The sequence below is a fragment of the Burkholderia sp. genome (assembly GCF_018375725.1).
Lineage (GTDB): Bacteria > Pseudomonadota > Gammaproteobacteria > Burkholderiales > Burkholderiaceae > Burkholderia.
The window spans coordinates 1-14,748 of sequence record NZ_JAHACR010000076.1; the positions used below are offsets into that span (position 1 = coordinate 1).

The 14,748-nt window shown below is 66.7% G+C and carries 17 protein-coding genes; 10 read left to right on the plus strand and 7 right to left on the minus strand.

Annotated elements, in window-relative coordinates:
• The 8 genes from KH616_RS11380 to KH616_RS11415 form a co-directional block, all read left to right on the plus strand.
• Positions 1-1,071, plus strand: a 1,071-nt coding sequence (locus KH616_RS11380; RefSeq protein ID WP_292244098.1) for a UbiH/UbiF/VisC/COQ6 family ubiquinone biosynthesis hydroxylase, incomplete at its 5' end; no start/stop codon positions are given.
• A 146-nt stretch (positions 1,072-1,217) separates the two neighbouring features.
• A complete protein-coding gene (dusB, locus tag KH616_RS11385) occupies positions 1,218-2,288 on the plus strand; it encodes a tRNA dihydrouridine synthase DusB (RefSeq protein ID WP_292244100.1) in 1,071 nt (356 codons plus the stop codon).
• A complete protein-coding gene (locus KH616_RS11390) occupies positions 2,285-2,518 on the plus strand; it encodes a Fis family transcriptional regulator (protein ID WP_006476892.1) in 234 nt (77 codons plus the stop codon). Before dusB ends, KH616_RS11390 begins: the two co-directional genes overlap by 4 nt.
• Positions 2,519-2,562: 44 nt before the next feature.
• Entirely contained in the window at positions 2,563-4,128 is a 1,566-nt protein-coding gene (gene purH, locus KH616_RS11395; protein ID WP_292244220.1) for a bifunctional phosphoribosylaminoimidazolecarboxamide formyltransferase/IMP cyclohydrolase, read from the plus strand.
• Between the two features lie 169 nt (positions 4,129-4,297).
• Positions 4,298-4,840 carry a crossover junction endodeoxyribonuclease RuvC gene (gene ruvC / locus KH616_RS11400; protein ID WP_292244221.1) on the plus strand — a complete coding sequence of 181 codons (543 nt, stop codon included), beginning with the start codon at positions 4,298-4,300 and terminating at the stop codon, positions 4,838-4,840.
• A 92-nt stretch (positions 4,841-4,932) separates the two neighbouring features.
• Positions 4,933-5,514, plus strand: coding sequence for a Holliday junction branch migration protein RuvA (gene ruvA, locus KH616_RS11405; protein ID WP_292244222.1), 582 nt, complete (start codon positions 4,933-4,935; stop codon positions 5,512-5,514).
• Positions 5,515-5,613: 99 nt separating this feature from the next.
• Positions 5,614-6,681, plus strand: coding sequence for a Holliday junction branch migration DNA helicase RuvB (gene ruvB, locus KH616_RS11410; RefSeq protein ID WP_292244223.1), 1,068 nt, complete (start codon positions 5,614-5,616; stop codon positions 6,679-6,681).
• Positions 6,682-6,704: 23 nt separating this feature from the next.
• Positions 6,705-7,664 (plus strand): oxygenase MpaB family protein, encoded by a 960-nt coding sequence (locus tag KH616_RS11415; protein WP_292244224.1) that lies wholly within the window; start codon positions 6,705-6,707, stop codon positions 7,662-7,664.
• 132 nt (positions 7,665-7,796) lie between these two features.
• Here the strand turns inward: KH616_RS11415 and KH616_RS11420 are convergent, their stop codons facing one another.
• Genes KH616_RS11420 through tyrS form a run of 3 tightly spaced genes read right to left on the minus strand, consistent with a single transcriptional unit; the run spans position 7,797 to position 10,174 of the window.
• Complete coding sequence (locus KH616_RS11420) at positions 7,797-8,459, minus strand: histidine phosphatase family protein (RefSeq protein ID WP_292244225.1); 663 nt, start codon at positions 8,457-8,459, stop codon at positions 7,797-7,799.
• Between the two features lie 21 nt (positions 8,460-8,480).
• On the minus strand, positions 8,481-8,939 hold the full coding sequence (gene dtd / locus KH616_RS11425; RefSeq protein WP_292244226.1) for a D-aminoacyl-tRNA deacylase: 459 nt from the start codon (positions 8,937-8,939) through the stop codon (positions 8,481-8,483).
• Positions 8,936-10,174, minus strand: coding sequence for a tyrosine--tRNA ligase (gene tyrS / locus KH616_RS11430; protein ID WP_292244227.1), 1,239 nt, complete (start codon positions 10,172-10,174; stop codon positions 8,936-8,938). Before tyrS ends, dtd begins: the two co-directional genes overlap by 4 nt.
• Positions 10,175-10,315: 141 nt before the next feature.
• Between tyrS and KH616_RS11435 the strand changes: the two genes are divergently transcribed.
• Positions 10,316-11,464, plus strand: coding sequence for an anhydro-N-acetylmuramic acid kinase (locus tag KH616_RS11435; protein ID WP_292244228.1), 1,149 nt, complete (start codon positions 10,316-10,318; stop codon positions 11,462-11,464).
• 52 nt (positions 11,465-11,516) lie between these two features.
• Here KH616_RS11435 and KH616_RS11440 read toward each other — a convergent pair whose 3' ends face one another.
• Both KH616_RS11440 and KH616_RS11445 read right to left on the minus strand, forming a co-directional pair.
• Entirely contained in the window at positions 11,517-12,215 is a 699-nt protein-coding gene (locus KH616_RS11440) for a glutathione S-transferase N-terminal domain-containing protein (protein WP_292244229.1), read from the minus strand.
• Positions 12,216-12,219: 4 nt separating this feature from the next.
• Positions 12,220-12,924, minus strand: coding sequence for a glutathione S-transferase N-terminal domain-containing protein (locus KH616_RS11445; protein ID WP_292244230.1), 705 nt, complete (start codon positions 12,922-12,924; stop codon positions 12,220-12,222).
• A gap of 106 nt (positions 12,925-13,030) precedes the next feature.
• Between KH616_RS11445 and KH616_RS11450 the strand changes: the two genes are divergently transcribed.
• On the plus strand, positions 13,031-13,918 hold the full coding sequence (locus KH616_RS11450) for an AraC family transcriptional regulator (RefSeq protein ID WP_292244231.1): 888 nt from the start codon (positions 13,031-13,033) through the stop codon (positions 13,916-13,918).
• A gap of 78 nt (positions 13,919-13,996) precedes the next feature.
• On the opposite strand, the gene erpA is transcribed toward KH616_RS11450, so the two are convergent.
• Together erpA and rpsI are read right to left on the minus strand one after the other, a co-directional pair.
• Entirely contained in the window at positions 13,997-14,365 is a 369-nt protein-coding gene (erpA, locus tag KH616_RS11455; protein WP_292244232.1) for an iron-sulfur cluster insertion protein ErpA, read from the minus strand.
• Between the two features lie 208 nt (positions 14,366-14,573).
• A partial coding sequence (gene rpsI, locus KH616_RS11460) for a 30S ribosomal protein S9 (protein WP_292244233.1) occupies positions 14,574-14,748 on the minus strand: 175 nt, incomplete at its 5' end.

Genomic DNA, 14,748 nt, shown 5'->3' on the forward strand with positions numbered 1-14,748 from the left:
TCGATCGCACTGATCGATGAGCGCGAGCCCGCGGCGAGCGCGAACGATCCGCGCGCGATCGCCGTGTCGTACGGCAGCCATGTGCTGCTCGACGCACTCGCATGGCCCGCCGATGCGACGCCGATCCAACACATCCACGTGTCGCAGCGCGGCCACTTCGGCCGCACGCTGATCGACCGCGACGAGCACGACCTCGCCGCGCTCGGCTACGTTGTGCGCTACGGCTCGCTCGTACAGGCGCTCGCCCGCGCGGTGCAGGGCACGGACGTGCAGTGGTTCACATCGACGACCGCGCATTCGCCGCAGCAGGATGCCGACGGCGTGACGCTGGTTCTCGACAGTCCCCAGGGCGTGCGCACGCTGCGCGCGCGAATCGTCGTCAACGCCGAGGGTGGACTGTTCCACGACCAGCAATCGGACAACGGCAAGCATCGCCGCGATTACGGCCAGACCGCGCTCGTCGGCACGGTCACGGTTTCCGCACCGCGCCCGAATGTCGCATGGGAACGCTTCACGCACGAGGGGCCGCTTGCGCTGCTGCCGCTCGGCGGCCCGCGCCAGGCGGACTACGCGCTCGTATGGTGCTGCACGCCGGACGAAGCCGCGCGCCGCGCCGCGCTGCCGGACGACGCGTTCCTGCGCGAACTCGACGCGACATTCGGCGCGCGCATGGGCCGCTTCGTCGCGATTGCCGGACGCGCATCGTTCCCGCTCGGACTCAACGCCGCGCAGACGCTGGTCGACGGCCGCACCGTGATCGTCGGCAACGCCGCGCAGACGCTGCATCCGGTCGCGGGCCAGGGTCTCAACCTCGGCCTGCGCGATGCGCATACCCTTGTCGACGCGTTGTCCCAGCACGGCGCCGAGCCAGCCGCGCTCGCGGCATTCGGCACGCGTCGCGCACTCGACCGCCGCATGACGATCGGCGCGACCGACACGCTCGCTCGGCTCTTCACGATCGATGCGGGCCCGTTCGCGCTGCTGCGCAGCGCGGCACTCACGGCACTCGAGCTCGTGCCGCCGCTCAAGACCGCGCTGGCCCGCCAGATGATGTTCGGCCTGCGCCGCTGACGCCCCTGCGTCACAGTGTCCGATGTGCGGCATGCGGCGGGGCCGCGCAAACCGGGTCAAAACGGCATGGCGGGGGAATACGGTAAAATGCGCGTTTTCCCTCCGCCCTATTCGTGCCCGCGCTGGTCGCGGGCGGTGCCATTGCGATGCCCGTTATCGGCTCTCACGTATTGCGTAACAACCTGTTCGTCGCCCCGATGGCGGGTGTGACGGATCGCCCGTTCCGCCAGCTCTGCAAACGGCTGGGGGCCGGCTACGCCGTGTCCGAAATGGTCGCATCCAACGCGCAGCTGTGGAAAAGCGCGAAGACGATGCGGCGCGCAAACCACGAAGGCGAAGTCGAGCCGATCGCGGTGCAGATCGCCGGCGCCGACCCGGCGATGATGGCCGAAGCCGCCCGCTACAACGTCGACAACGGCGCGCAGATCATCGACATCAACATGGGCTGCCCGGCGAAGAAGGTCTGCAATGTCGCGGCAGGGTCCGCACTGCTGCAGAACGAACCGCTCGTCAGACAGATCGTCGAGGCGGTCGTCGGCGCAGTCGGCAGCGGCCCGGATGCCGTGCCCGTCACGCTGAAAATCCGCACCGGCTGGGACCGCGAGCACAAGAACGCGATCGCCGTTGCGCGCCTCGCCGAAGCGGCCGGCATCTCGATGCTCACCGTGCACGGCCGCACGCGCGCCGACCTGTACCGCGGCGAGGCCGAATACGAGACCATCGCGGCCGTGAAGGCGGCGGTGCGCATCCCGGTCGTCGCGAACGGCGACATTACGTCGCCGGCGAAGGCAAAGGCCGTGCTCGACGCCACGGGCGCCGACGCGCTGATGATCGGCCGCGCCGCGCAAGGTCGCCCGTGGCTGTTCCGCGAAATCGATCATTTCCTGCAAACTGGCGAGCTGATGCCGCCGCCGCTGATCGACGAGATCCAGCAGGTGATGAACGAACACCTGGAAGATCATTACGCGTTCTACGGGGAATTCACCGGGGTCCGCACTGCGCGCAAGCACATCGGCTGGTACACTCGCGGCCTTTCCGGCGCCAACGGGTTCCGGCATCGGATGAACACGCTCGATTCCACCCGCGAACAGCTCGCCGCCGTCAACGCATTCTTCGAGGCGCAAAAAGCGCTGTCCGACCATCTCGTCTATGTCGACGAGGACACGGACGACCAAGGCCTGGGCGAATCGGACGACCATAACCAGTTAGCAGCATGAGCAAGCACAACATCGAACAATGTGTCCGCGAGAGCCTGGACGTGTATTTCCGGGATCTAGACGGCTCCAATCCGCACGACGTCTATGAAATGGTGATGTCCTGCGTCGAAAAGCCGATGCTCGAGGTCGTGCTCGTACAGGCGGGCGGCAACCAGTCGCTCGCCGCGGAGTACCTCGGCATCAACCGCAACACGCTGCGCAAGAAGCTGCAGCAGCACGGCCTGCTGTAGCCGGCCGTCCCGTCCCCGTTTTCCTGGCTAATGGTGGTTCCATCATGATCAAGCAAGCGCTCATTTCCGTTTCCGACAAGACCGGCATCGTCGACTTTGCGAAGTCGCTGTCCGACCTCGGCGTCAAGCTGCTGTCGACCGGCGGCACCGCGAAACTGCTCGCCGACGCGGGCCTGCCCGTCACCGAGGTTGCCGACTACACCGGCTTCCCGGAAATGCTCGATGGGCGCGTGAAGACGCTGCACCCGAAGGTGCATGGCGGCATCCTGGCGCGCCGCGACCTGCCGGAGCACATGCAGGCGCTCGAGGCGCACGACATTCCGACGATCGACCTGCTCGTCGTGAACCTGTACCCGTTCGTCGCGACGATCGCGAAGGACGACTGCACGCTCGCGGATGCGATCGAGAACATCGACATCGGCGGCCCGACGATGCTGCGCTCGGCCGCAAAGAATCACCGCGACGTGACGGTGATCGTCGATCCGGCCGACTACGCGGTCGTGCTCGACGAAATGAAGGCGAACGGCAATACGGTCGGCTACCCGACCAACTTCCGCCTCGCGACGAAGGTATTCGCACACACCGCGCAGTACGACGGCGCGATCACGAACTACCTGACGAGCCTGACCGACGAACTGAAGCATGCGTCGCGCAACGCGTATCCGGAAACGCTGAACATGGCGTTCGAAAAGGTGCAGGACCTGCGCTACGGCGAGAACCCGCACCAGAGCGCGGCGTTCTATCGCGACATCGTGACGCCGGCCGGCGCGCTCGCGAACTACCGTCAGTTGCAGGGCAAGGAACTGTCGTACAACAACATCGCCGATTCCGACGCGGCGTGGGAGTGCGTGAAGACGTTCGATGCGCCGGCCTGCGTGATCATCAAGCACGCGAACCCGTGCGGCGTCGCAGTCGGCAAGGATTCGGCCGAAGCGTACTCGAAGGCGTTTCAGACCGATCCGACCTCGGCGTTCGGCGGCATCATCGCGTTCAACCGTGAAGTCGACGAAGCGGCCGCGCAGGCCGTCGCCAAGCAATTCGTCGAAGTGCTGATCGCACCGTCGTTCACCGAAGGCGCGAAGCAGGTGTTCGCTGCGAAGCAGAACGTGCGCCTGCTCGAGATCGCATTGGGCGAAGGCCATAACGCATTCGACCTGAAGCGCGTCGGCGGCGGCCTGCTCGTGCAATCGCTCGATGCAAAGAACGTGCAGCCGCACGAACTGCGCGTCGTCACGAAGCGCCACCCGACCCCGAAGGAAATGGACGACCTGCTGTTCGCATGGCGCGTCGCGAAGTACGTGAAGTCGAATGCGATCGTGTTCTGCGGCAACGGCATGACGCTCGGCGTCGGCGCAGGCCAGATGAGCCGGGTCGATTCGGCGCGGATCGCAAGCATCAAGGCGCAGAACGCCGGCCTGTCGCTCAACGGTTCGGCGGTTGCGTCGGACGCGTTCTTCCCGTTCCGCGACGGTCTCGACGTCGTCGTGGCAGCCGGCGCGACCTGCGTGATCCAGCCGGGCGGCTCGGTGCGTGACGATGAAGTCATCGCGGCGGCCGACGAGCACAACATCGCGATGATCCTGACGGGCGTGCGCCACTTCCGTCACTGATCGCGCGCGGCCCGGGCGGCCGCTGCACCACGGCCCGGCGGCGTCGCAACCGCCGGGTTTTTTATTGCGCGGCGCGGTGGCAGCGCGGCACGCGCCGCGTTCGCGCTTTCCCGGAGGCGCACCGCGCCATCCGTTGTAGTATCGCTGCATCACGCACTTCCCTCCTTACATGCGAATTCTCGGCATCGACCCCGGCCTGCGTGTTACCGGCTTTGGCATCATCGACGTCAGCGGACACCAGCTCGCGTATGTCGCGAGCGGCGTGATCCGCACGCCGGCCGCAGATCTGCCGACCCGCCTCGGCGTCATCTACGATGGCGTCCTGACGCTGATTCGTGAGCATGCGCCCGACCAGGCCGCCATCGAAAAGGTGTTCGTCAACGTCAACCCGCAATCGACGCTGCTACTCGGCCAGGCGCGCGGCGCCGCAATTTGCGGCCTCGTGTCGGGCGGCCTGCCGGTCGCCGAATACACGGCGCTGCAACTCAAGCAGGCGGTCGTCGGCTACGGCCGCGCGACCAAGGCGCAGATGCAGGACATGGTCACGCGGCTGCTCACGCTGTCAGGCCAGCCGGGCAGCGACGCGGCCGACGCGCTCGGCATGGCGATCTGCCACGCGCACGGCGGCAATACGCTCAACACGCTTGGCGGCCTTGCTCCCGCGCTCGCGCAGAAAGGCCTGCGCATGCGGCGCGGCCGGCTCGTCGGCTGACGCGCACGCACGCATCCTCGTGCGGCGTGCGGGATGCCGTGCGGCATGTGCGTGCGCTACACTCGCCCTTTTCTCATCGCCTCGCTCTCCCCATGATCGGTCGCATCGCCGGCATCCTGCTCGAAAAGAACCCGCCTCACCTCCTCGTCGACTGCAACGGCGTCGGCTACGAAATCGACGTGCCGATGAGCACGTTCTACAACCTGCCGCAGACCGGCGAACGGGTCGTCCTGCTCACGCAACAGATCGTCCGCGAGGATGCGCATCTGCTGTACGGCTTCCTGAGCCAGCAGGAACGCACGACGTTCCGCGAGCTGCTGAAGATCAGCGGCATCGGCGCGCGCATGGCGCTCGCCGTACTGTCGGGCCTGAGCGTGCAGGAGCTCGCACAGGCCGTCACGATGCAGGATGCCGCCCGCCTGACCCGGCTGCCCGGCATCGGCAAGAAAACGGCCGAACGCCTGCTGCTCGAACTCAAGGGCAAGCTCGGCGCCGACCTCGGCACGCTCGCCGGCGCCGCATCGCCGTCCGACCACGCGACCGACATCCTCAATGCACTGCTGGCGCTCGGCTATTCGGAAAAGGAAGCGCTCGCCGCGATCAAGAACGTGCCGGCCGGCACGGGCGTGTCAGAAGGGATCAAGCTCGCGCTCAAGGCGCTGTCGAAGGCATAACGGCGCCCCGGTTCCTGCAGTGTCGCGCCGCCGCTCGCGGCGCGCCAGTCGGCCGTTCGGCCAGGTGGGTCGAGCGGCGGCGCGCGGTACAATGGCCGCATGATTGAAACCGACAAACTCGCCACGGAGCGGATCATTGCCGCCACGCCCGCCTCTTCGCACGAGGAGGTGTTCGAACGCGCGCTGCGGCCGCGCCAGCTCGACGAATACGTCGGCCAGGAAAAAGTGCGCGGCCAGCTCGAGATCTTCATCGAAGCCGCGAAGCGTCGCGCCGAACCGCTCGATCACGTGCTGCTGTTCGGGCCGCCCGGTCTCGGCAAGACCACGCTTGCTCACATCATCGCGCGCGAGATGGGTGTCAACCTGCGGCAGACATCGGGCCCGGTGCTCGAACGCGCGGGCGATCTTGCCGCGCTGCTGACGAACCTCGAAGCGAACGACGTGCTGTTCATCGACGAAATTCACCGGTTGTCGCCGGTCGTCGAGGAAATCCTGTATCCGGCACTCGAGGACTACCAAATCGACATCATGATCGGCGAAGGTCCGGCCGCGCGCAGCGTGAAGCTCGACCTGCAGCCGTTCACGCTCGTCGGTGCGACCACGCGCGCCGGGATGCTGACCAACCCGCTGCGCGACCGCTTCGGGATCGTCGCTCGGCTCGAGTTCTACGATGCGGAGCAACTGTCGCGCATCGTGCGCCGCTCGGCGTCGCTGCTCAACGCGCAGATCGATCCGAGCGGCGCACTCGAGATTGCGAAACGATCGCGCGGCACGCCCCGAATCGCGAACCGGCTCCTGCGCCGCGTGCGCGATTTCGCCGAGGTCAAGGCGGACGGCAATATCACGGCGGCCGTCGCCGATGCGGCGCTCGCACTGCTCGACGTCGATCCGGTCGGCTTCGACCTGATGGACCGCAAGCTGCTCGAAGCGATCCTGCACAAATTCGACGGCGGCCCGGTCGGCATCGACAACCTCGCCGCGGCGATCGGCGAAGAGCGCGACACGATCGAAGACGTCCTCGAGCCCTACCTGATCCAGCAAGGCTTTCTGCAACGCACGCCGCGCGGGCGTATCGCCACGCTGATGACCTACCGCCATTTCGGGCTTGCCGCGCCCGATGCGGCCACCCCGGCAAGCGGCGCATCGGAAGCGTCCGACGGGCAATAGCCGCCGCACGCACGTCAACCGCGATGACGACGCCGCCCAGCCCACATCCTGCCGCACCCGCGTCGAAACCTCGCTGGGTCGAGCACATCCGCAAGCGGCTCGCGGCGGCCGTCACGCACCTGACGACGGGCGGCGGCGGGCCGTCGCTCGATTACTCGTCGCCGCCCGGCGACCCGGGCCTGTTCGGCCCGGACGCCGTTTGCTGGCGCGTTCATGCGGACTTCACGTCGATGATGACGGGCGGCATCTCGGCGCTGCTGCTGCAGGCATTGCATCCGCTCGCGCTAGCCGGCGTGTGGGATCACTCGACATTTCGCACCGACATCCTCGGGCGGCTCCGGCGCACCGCCACCTTCATTTCCGGCACGACGTTCGGCAACCGCACGGACGCACTTGCGCTGATCGAACGTGTGAAGGCGATCCACGCACGCGTGTCCGGCACAGCGCCCGATGGACGGCCGTACCGCGCCGACGATCCGGCATTGCTGACATGGGTTCACGTCGCCGAGGTATCGAGCTTTCTGGCCGCGCATCTGCGTTATGTGAATCCGGCACTGTCCGGTGATCTGCAGGATCGTTACTACGCGGAAACGGCGCGCATCGCTGAAATGCTCGGCGCAGAGAACGTGCCCCGCTCACGCGTGGAGATCGCCGCTTATCTGGCGCGCATGCAGCCCCAGCTGGAAGCCGGGCCGCGCACGTTCGAAGTGGTTCGCATCCTGATGAATGCCCCGGTCGCCGGGCCGGCGATGCGGCCTGCCGCGACGCTCGTGATGCATGCGGGCATCGACCTGCTGCCGCCGTGGGCGCAGGACATGCTCGGGCTGTCGACGTTTGCGCCGTTGCGGCGCGCGGTCGTCAGGCCCGGGGTGCGCGCGGTCGCGCCGGTGCTGCGCTGGGCGCTCGTCAACGGCGTATCGAAACGTGCGCGCCGCCGGGCGGCGGCGCCTCGCGTGGTGCAGGCGGGCAAGAAAGACCGCTGACGGAAATTGCGCCATGCCGCGCGATGCGCGTGTTTCGCCACATGACGAACACCGACTACCGCCCTGGCATGGGCGCCGTCGACACCCGTGCGCACGCCGGGTCGCCCTCCGCGTGCCGCGCCGCGACGCCGCTTACAGTACCCGGCTATAACCGTCGTCGTCGCTCGCTTCGCTCAGATGCGAAACATCGGCCCATTGCACGACATGTGCGCGACCGTCCGCATAATCGACGACGTTGATGCTCGTATTGAGCAATTGATAGCTGCGCGGCGCATCGAGATCGATCCCGTTTGCGAACCGGTAGACGCAGTCGAGCACGCCGCCGTGCGCGACGCAGGCGATCCGGCCGCCCGGATGCGCGGCGACAATCGGCTCGAGCGCATGCAGCACCCGGTGATAGAACGCGCGCTGCGACTCGCCGCCGTCGGGCTCGAAGCCCGGGTCGCGCGTCTGCCATACGGCGTACGCATCCGGGAAACGCGCTTCGATCTCCGTGCTGTCATGCCCCTGGAATACGCCATATGCGCGCTCGCGCAAACCTTCCCTCAACACGAGCGGCAAACCGAGCGCATCGGCCGCCGGCTGCGCCGTCTGCTGCGCGCGCATCAGGTCGCTCGAGTAGATCGCATCGATCCGCACACCGTCGCGTGTCTCGCGCGCGAGGCGCGCGGCAAGCCGCCGCGCCTGTGCGACGCCCGTATCGGCGAGTGGAATATCGATGTGGCCCTGGATCCGCTTGATACGGTTCCAGGCGGTTTCCCCGTGACGGATGAAGAGAATCTGCGTGGTGGCCATCGCGACGGCGCCTCCGGAAAATCAGGGCCGCACTTGCAGCCAGAACGTCACCGGCCCGTCGTTGACGAGCGATACCTGCATGTCGGCGCCGAATTCACCGGTCGCGACGATCGGATGACGCGCACGCGCCGCATCGACGAAATAGTCGAACAGGCGGGCGCCCTCGTCGGGCGGCGCGGCGGGCGTGAAACTCGGACGCAGGCCGCTGTTGGTGTCGGCGGCCAGCGTGAACTGCGACACGAGCAGGAGACCGCCGGCGCGCCCCTCACCGTCGATGTTCGACACCGGCAGATTCATCTTGCCGGCCGCATCGCTGAACACGCGGTAGCCGAGCACCTTCGCGAGCAGCTTGTCCGCGGCGGCGGCGGTGTCGCCGCGCTCCGCGCAGACGAGCGCGAGCAGGCCCGCGCCGATCTCGCCCGTCACGCGGTCGCCGACGCGCACGTCGGCGCGCCGCACACGCTGGATCAGCGCGATCATGCGGTCAGCGTGACGCGTGCGAAGCGGCGCTTGCCGACCTGCACGACGAATTCGCCGGCCTCGACCTTGAGGCCCTTGTCCGACACCGTCGCGCCGTCGATCTTCACGCCGCCCTGCTCGATGTTGCGAAGCGCCTCGCTTGTCGACGGCACCAGGCCCGCCTGCTTCAGCAGCTGGCCGATCGCGAGCGGCGCGCCCGCGAGCGTCACCGCCGGAATGTCGTCCGGCACGCCGCCCTTCGCGCGGTGATTGAAATCCTCGAGCGCGCGCTCGGCATCGGCTGGCGAGTGGAAGCGCGCGACGATCTCCTGCGCGAGCAGCACCTTGAAGTCGCGCGGGTTGCGGCCAGCCTCGGTCTCGCGCCGGAAGCCGACGATTTCGTCCATGCTGCGGAACGACAGCAGTTCGAAGTAACGCCACATCAGCGTGTCCGAGATGCTCATCAGCTTGCCGAACATGTCGTTCGGCTTTTCGCTGATGCCGACATAATTGCCCTTCGACTTCGACATCTTCTCGACGCCGTCGAGGCCTTCGAGCAGCGGCATCGTCAGAATGCATTGCTGTTCCTGGCCGTATTGCTTCTGCAGTTCACGGCCGACCAGCAGGTTGAATTTCTGGTCCGTGCCGCCGAGTTCGAGATCGGCGTTGAGCGCGACCGAATCGTAGCCCTGCATCAGCGGGTAGAGGAACTCGTGGATCGAGATCGGCACGCCGCTCTGGAAACGCTTCGTGAAGTCCTCGCGCTCGAGGATCCGCGCGACCGTGTAGCGCGACGCGAGCTTGATCATCCCGTCCGCCCCAAGCGGCATCGACCATTCGCTGTTGTAGCGGATCTCGGTCTTCTCGCGATCGAGCACGAGCGCGGCCTGCTCGAAATACGTTTTCGCGTTCGCCTCGATCTGCTCGCGCGTGAGCGGCGGGCGCGTCGCATTGCGGCCGGACGGATCGCCGATCAGCGACGTGAAATCGCCGATCAGGAAGATCACCGTATGCCCGAGATCCTGCAGCTGGCGCATCTTGTTCAACACGACCGTGTGGCCGATGTGGATATCCGGCGCGGTCGGGTCGAGGCCGAGCTTGATGCGAAGCGGCTTGTCCGTGGCCGCGCTGCGTGCGAGCTTCTGCGCGAACTCTTCCTCGATCAGCAGCTCGTCGACGCCGCGCTTCGTAACGGCGAGCGCATGCCGGACTTCGTCGGTGATCGGGAAAGTGGGCTTGGAGGATTCGGTGCTCATCGGTGCCAGGAGGAATGTCGCAAAAACAGGGATTTTCCCATAACTTGCGCGCCCACCGCTTAACGGCGACGCCGCTTGCGCGGATAATCGGGCGCAAGGCGCGCGGCACCGGCCCGCGCCGTACGATTCAGGGAGTCATACGTGCCGCAACAACGCTCGCAACCTGGCCATCCGGCCGATGGCATCTATTTCGGATTGATGTCCGGAACGAGCATGGATGGCGTCGACGGAGTCGCCGTGCGCTTCGAGACCGGCAAGGCGCCGGTCGTGCTCGCGGAGGCATTCGTCGGCTTCGCGCAGACGCTGCGCGACGTGCTGTTCGGCCTGCAACACCCGGGCGACAACGAAATCGAGCGCGAGGCGCTGGCGGCCAACGCGCTGGCGACGCGGTATGCGGTGTGCTGCCACGAGTTGCAGCGCGCGGCGGGCCTCCCGCCCGACCTGGTCCGCGCGATCGGCGTGCATGGACAGACCGTCCGCCACCGCCCCGAGCGCGGTTATACGCGCCAGATCAACAATCCGGCGCTGCTCGCCGAGTTGACCCACATCGACGTCATCGCCGATTTCCGCAGCCGCGACGTCGCGGCGGGCGGTCAGGGCGCACCGCTCGTACCGGCGTTTCACGCGACCCTGTTCGGGATGCCGGGCGAGGCGCGCGTCGTCTGCAATCTCGGCGGGATCAGCAACATCACGATCCTGCCGGCCGAAGGGGGCAACGTGCGCGGCTTCGACTGCGGCCCGGCGAATGCGCTGCTCGATACGTGGGCGGCCCGCCACCTCGGCAAGCCTTACGACGACGGCGGCAAGTTCGCCGCGCGCGGCACCGTCCATGCGCCGCTCCTCGACGCGCTGCTCGACGAGCCCTATTTTTCCGCGCCGCCGCCCAAGAGCACGGGGCGCGACCTGTTCAATCCGGCATGGCTCGAGGCGAAGCTCGCCGCGTTCGCGCAGGTCGCGCCGGAAGACGTCCAGGCAACGCTGACCGCGCTGACCGCGGTGTCGGTCGCCCGCGAGATCGCGCGGCATGCGCCGGACTGCCGCGCCGTGTACGTGTGCGGCGGCGGCGCGCGGAACCCGGCGCTGCTCGACGCGCTCGCGAATGCGCTGCGCGACCACGACGTACCGGGAACGGTCGCGACCACGGCCGCACTCGGTGTGCCGCCGCAGCAGGTCGAAGCGCTGGCATTCGCATGGCTCGCCTATCGGTTCAACGCGCGCGCGTCCGGCAATCTGGCCATGGTCACGGGGGCCGCGGGCGAACGCGTGCTGGGCGCGCTCTATCCGCGCTGAGCGGGCTTTTGGCCGATACGGCACGCGGCTCCGGGGGACGCATGGCGGCGCGTCAGCGAACCGTTTTCGCGTCCTGTCCGAACAGCACGCCCCGCGACGCGGCATCGACGGTCGGCGCGACGTTGATTTCTTTCGCGAGCGCGTAGGCTCGCACGGTGGCGGGCCGTGCCGCGACCCGCGCGAACCATGCTGAAAGGAACGGGAAATCCGCCAGCGGCAGCAGCTGGCGCTCATGCGGAACGATCCACGGATAGCACGCCATGTCGGCGATCGAGTATTCGCCGGCGATGTAGTCGCGCCCGTCCGACAGGTGCTTGTTGAGCACGCCGTAAAGGCGCGACGTCTCCCGCACGTACCGGTCGATCGCGTACGGAATCGGCTCGGGCGCGTATTGCACGAAATGGTGGTTCTGTCCCGCCATCGGGCCAAGCCCGCCCATTTGCCAGAACAGCCATTCCAGCGCCTCGTTGCGCCCGCGCAGACCGGCCGGAATGAAACGGCCCGTCTTGTCCGCAAGATACAGCAGGATCGCACCGGATTCGAAGACCGACAGCGGCTCGCCGCCATCGACGGGCGCATGATCGACGATCGCCGGGATCCGGTTGTTCGGCGCAATCCGCAGAAACGCCGGATCGAATTGTTCCCCGCGGCCGATGTTCACCGGGACGATCCGGTACGGCAGCCCGGCCTCCTCCAGGAACATCGTGATCTTGTGACCGTTCGGCGTCGTCCAGTAGTAGAGATCGAGCATCGAGTCAGGCTCCTGCGCCGGCGGGCGTTTCGATTCGCGCATTCTGCGGGAACAGCGCGCGGCGCGCGTCGTCGTCGAATTCGGTCTTGAACGCGTGACGGGCCTTCACGGCCTCCGCGCGCTGCGCGGCCGGGCGCGCACTGATCTCGTCGACCAGACGCTTGACGTTCGGCAGCTTTTCCCACGCGGCCTCGCCCAGCACGAACGGTATGACACGCGCCCAGCCCCAGACCGCCATGTCGACCAGCGTGTAGCGCTCGCCCAGCATGTAGCGCCGGCTGGCCAGACGCTCGTCGATGATCTTCCAGTGACGCCACGCCTCGAAATCGTACCGGTTCACCGCGTAGTCCTTCGGCTCCGGCGCGAAATGCTTGAAGTGGACGGCCTGGCCGCAGTACGGCCCGATGCCCGTCGCGACGAACATCAGCCATGACAGCATGTCGGCGCGCGCGGCGGGCGTGTCGTCGGGCAGGAACTGGCCGGTCTTCTCGGCGAGGTACAGCAGGATTGCGTTGCTGTCGAAGACGGTCGCATCGCCGTCGACGATCGCGGGGGTCTTCGCATTCGGATTGATCGCCTTGTACGCATCGGCATGCTGCTCGCCCTTGCGCGTGTCGACAGGCACCAGTTCGTACGGCAGCCCGGCCTCCTCGAGGAACAGCGCGATCTTGGCCGGGTTCGGCGACGGATGATAGAAGAATCGGATCATGGATGGCCCCTCGTGGCCTTACGGTGCATTGACAGGAGTTGCCAATATAGCGCGGACACCGGGACAATATGATTCGATAAATCCCAATTAGCATACCCATCGTCTCATGACCGATAGACTATCAGGCCTGCTCAGCCGATTCGAACTGCATGCCCGCGTGTTCTATACCGGGGCGCTTTCCCGCGCTGCGACGTTCGACGTCTGCGATGCCGGTTTTCATCTGCATCTGGTGCGCTCGGGCACCGTTTGCGTCACCGGTGCGGCAATCGGACAGCTGGCTGTGGCGGAACCCAGCGCGCTCTTCATTGCACGGCCTGGCGCATACCGGATCGACCCGCGCGGCGATGCTGACGCCGAGATCGTGTCGGCGTCGATCGAATTCGGGCTCGGCGACGAGAATCCGCTGCTCAGAGGTTTGCCGGACCGGCTCGCCATTCCGCTCGTGTCTATGCCATCGCTCGATGCCGTGCAGCAGGCGCTTGCCGCCGAGGCCGGCGAGCGCGCATGCGGACACGACACGGTGGTCAACCGGCTGACCGAGGTGCTCGTCGTGCAGCTGCTGCGATTCATGATGAAAAACCGGCTGGTCGCGAGCGGTTCGCTGGCCGGGCTGTCCGATCCGCGTCTTGCGAAGGCGCTGATTGCGATGCATGCCGATCCGGCCGGCCATTGGACACTGGAGCGCATGGCCGCGATCGCCGGGATGTCGCGCTCGCGGTTCGCCGCGCATTTCGCCGGCATGGTCGGGATTCCGCCGGGCGAATACCTGCTGCAATGGCGGATCGGGCTCGCGAAGACGCTGTTGAGGCGCGGCTACGCTGTCAAGGAAGTGGCGCCGGCAATCGGCTACGGCAGCGCGAGCGCGCTGGCGCGCGCCTTCGCGCAAAGCGCGGGACAAACGCCGACCGCTTGGCTCGCCGCGGCAGGCGGCCCGTCTCGGCTCGCCGACGTTACGCCGGATACGTCAGAGGCGCGCGGGCCGCTCGCGGCTTGAACGTGCGCCGCAACCGCGCGGCCGGCGGCCATAAAAAAACGGGGCATCAGCCCCGTTTCGTGTCGAACGCTGGCGCGCTCAGACGGAGAACGACGAACCGCAACCGCAGGTGGTCGTGGCGTTCGGATTCTTGATGACGAACTGTGCGCCATTCAGGTCATCCTTGTAGTCGATCTCAGCGCCGACCAGATACTGGTAGCTCATCGAGTCGATCAGGAGCATAACGCCGTTCTTGTTCATCACGGTGTCGTCCTCGTTGACTTCCTCGTCGAACGTGAAGCCATACTGGAAACCCGAGCAGCCGCCACCCTGCACGAACACGCGCAGCTTGAGGTCGGGGTTGCCTTCTTCGTCGATCAGTTGCTTGACCTTCTCGGCGGCCGCGTCGGTAAAGACGAACGGTGCCGGCATGTCGGTCGTTGCTGCGGATTCGGTAACAGCGTTCATTCGAACTCTCCAAAAAGCTTTAGCCGCTATTGTAGGGCCGTTCTCAAGATCGTGCTGAAGTCCAGGAAATCAAGCCGATCCCGCCGATTTCGTCAAACCGGGCTGCCGGCGTGGACGACCGGCGCGACCATAAAAAAACCGCCAGCATGAAAGCTGGCGGTTTTTTCCGGCAGGCACCGCCCGGAGGCGGCGCACAACCGTAAAGCGATTAACGCTTCGAGAACTGCTTGGCGCGGCGTGCTTTACGCAGACCGACCTTCTTACGCTCGACTTCGCGGGCGTCGCGTGTGACGAAGCCTGCGTTCGACAGCGTCGACTTCAGCGTCGCGTCGTAGTCGATCAGTGCGCGGGTGATGCCGTGGCGCACTGCGCCTGCCTGACCC

Bases quoted from the DNA above. Each gene is read 5' to 3' on its own strand.
- ruvB (WP_292244223.1), top strand. From the start codon at position 5,614: ATGATTGAAACCGACAAACTCGCCACGGAGCGGATCATTGCCGCCACG.
- KH616_RS11390 (WP_006476892.1), top strand. From the start codon at position 2,285: ATGAGCAAGCACAACATCGAACAATGTGTCCGCGAGAGCCTGGACGTG.
- KH616_RS11440 (WP_292244229.1), bottom strand. From the start codon at position 12,215: ATGCTCGATCTCTACTACTGGACGACGCCGAACGGTCACAAGATCACG.
- tyrS (WP_292244227.1), bottom strand. From the start codon at position 10,174: ATGAGCACCGAATCCTCCAAGCCCACTTTCCCGATCACCGACGAAGTC.
- KH616_RS11450 (WP_292244231.1), top strand. From the start codon at position 13,031: ATGACCGATAGACTATCAGGCCTGCTCAGCCGATTCGAACTGCATGCC.
- KH616_RS11420 (WP_292244225.1), bottom strand. From the start codon at position 8,459: ATGGCCACCACGCAGATTCTCTTCATCCGTCACGGGGAAACCGCCTGG.
- dtd (WP_292244226.1), bottom strand. From the start codon at position 8,939: ATGATCGCGCTGATCCAGCGTGTGCGGCGCGCCGACGTGCGCGTCGGC.
- erpA (WP_292244232.1), bottom strand. From the start codon at position 14,365: ATGAACGCTGTTACCGAATCCGCAGCAACGACCGACATGCCGGCACCG.
- purH (WP_292244220.1), top strand. From the start codon at position 2,563: ATGATCAAGCAAGCGCTCATTTCCGTTTCCGACAAGACCGGCATCGTC.
- KH616_RS11445 (WP_292244230.1), bottom strand. From the start codon at position 12,924: ATGATCCGATTCTTCTATCATCCGTCGCCGAACCCGGCCAAGATCGCG.
- dusB (WP_292244100.1), top strand. From the start codon at position 1,218: ATGCCCGTTATCGGCTCTCACGTATTGCGTAACAACCTGTTCGTCGCC.
- KH616_RS11415 (WP_292244224.1), top strand. From the start codon at position 6,705: ATGACGACGCCGCCCAGCCCACATCCTGCCGCACCCGCGTCGAAACCT.
- ruvC (WP_292244221.1), top strand. From the start codon at position 4,298: ATGCGAATTCTCGGCATCGACCCCGGCCTGCGTGTTACCGGCTTTGGC.
- ruvA (WP_292244222.1), top strand. From the start codon at position 4,933: ATGATCGGTCGCATCGCCGGCATCCTGCTCGAAAAGAACCCGCCTCAC.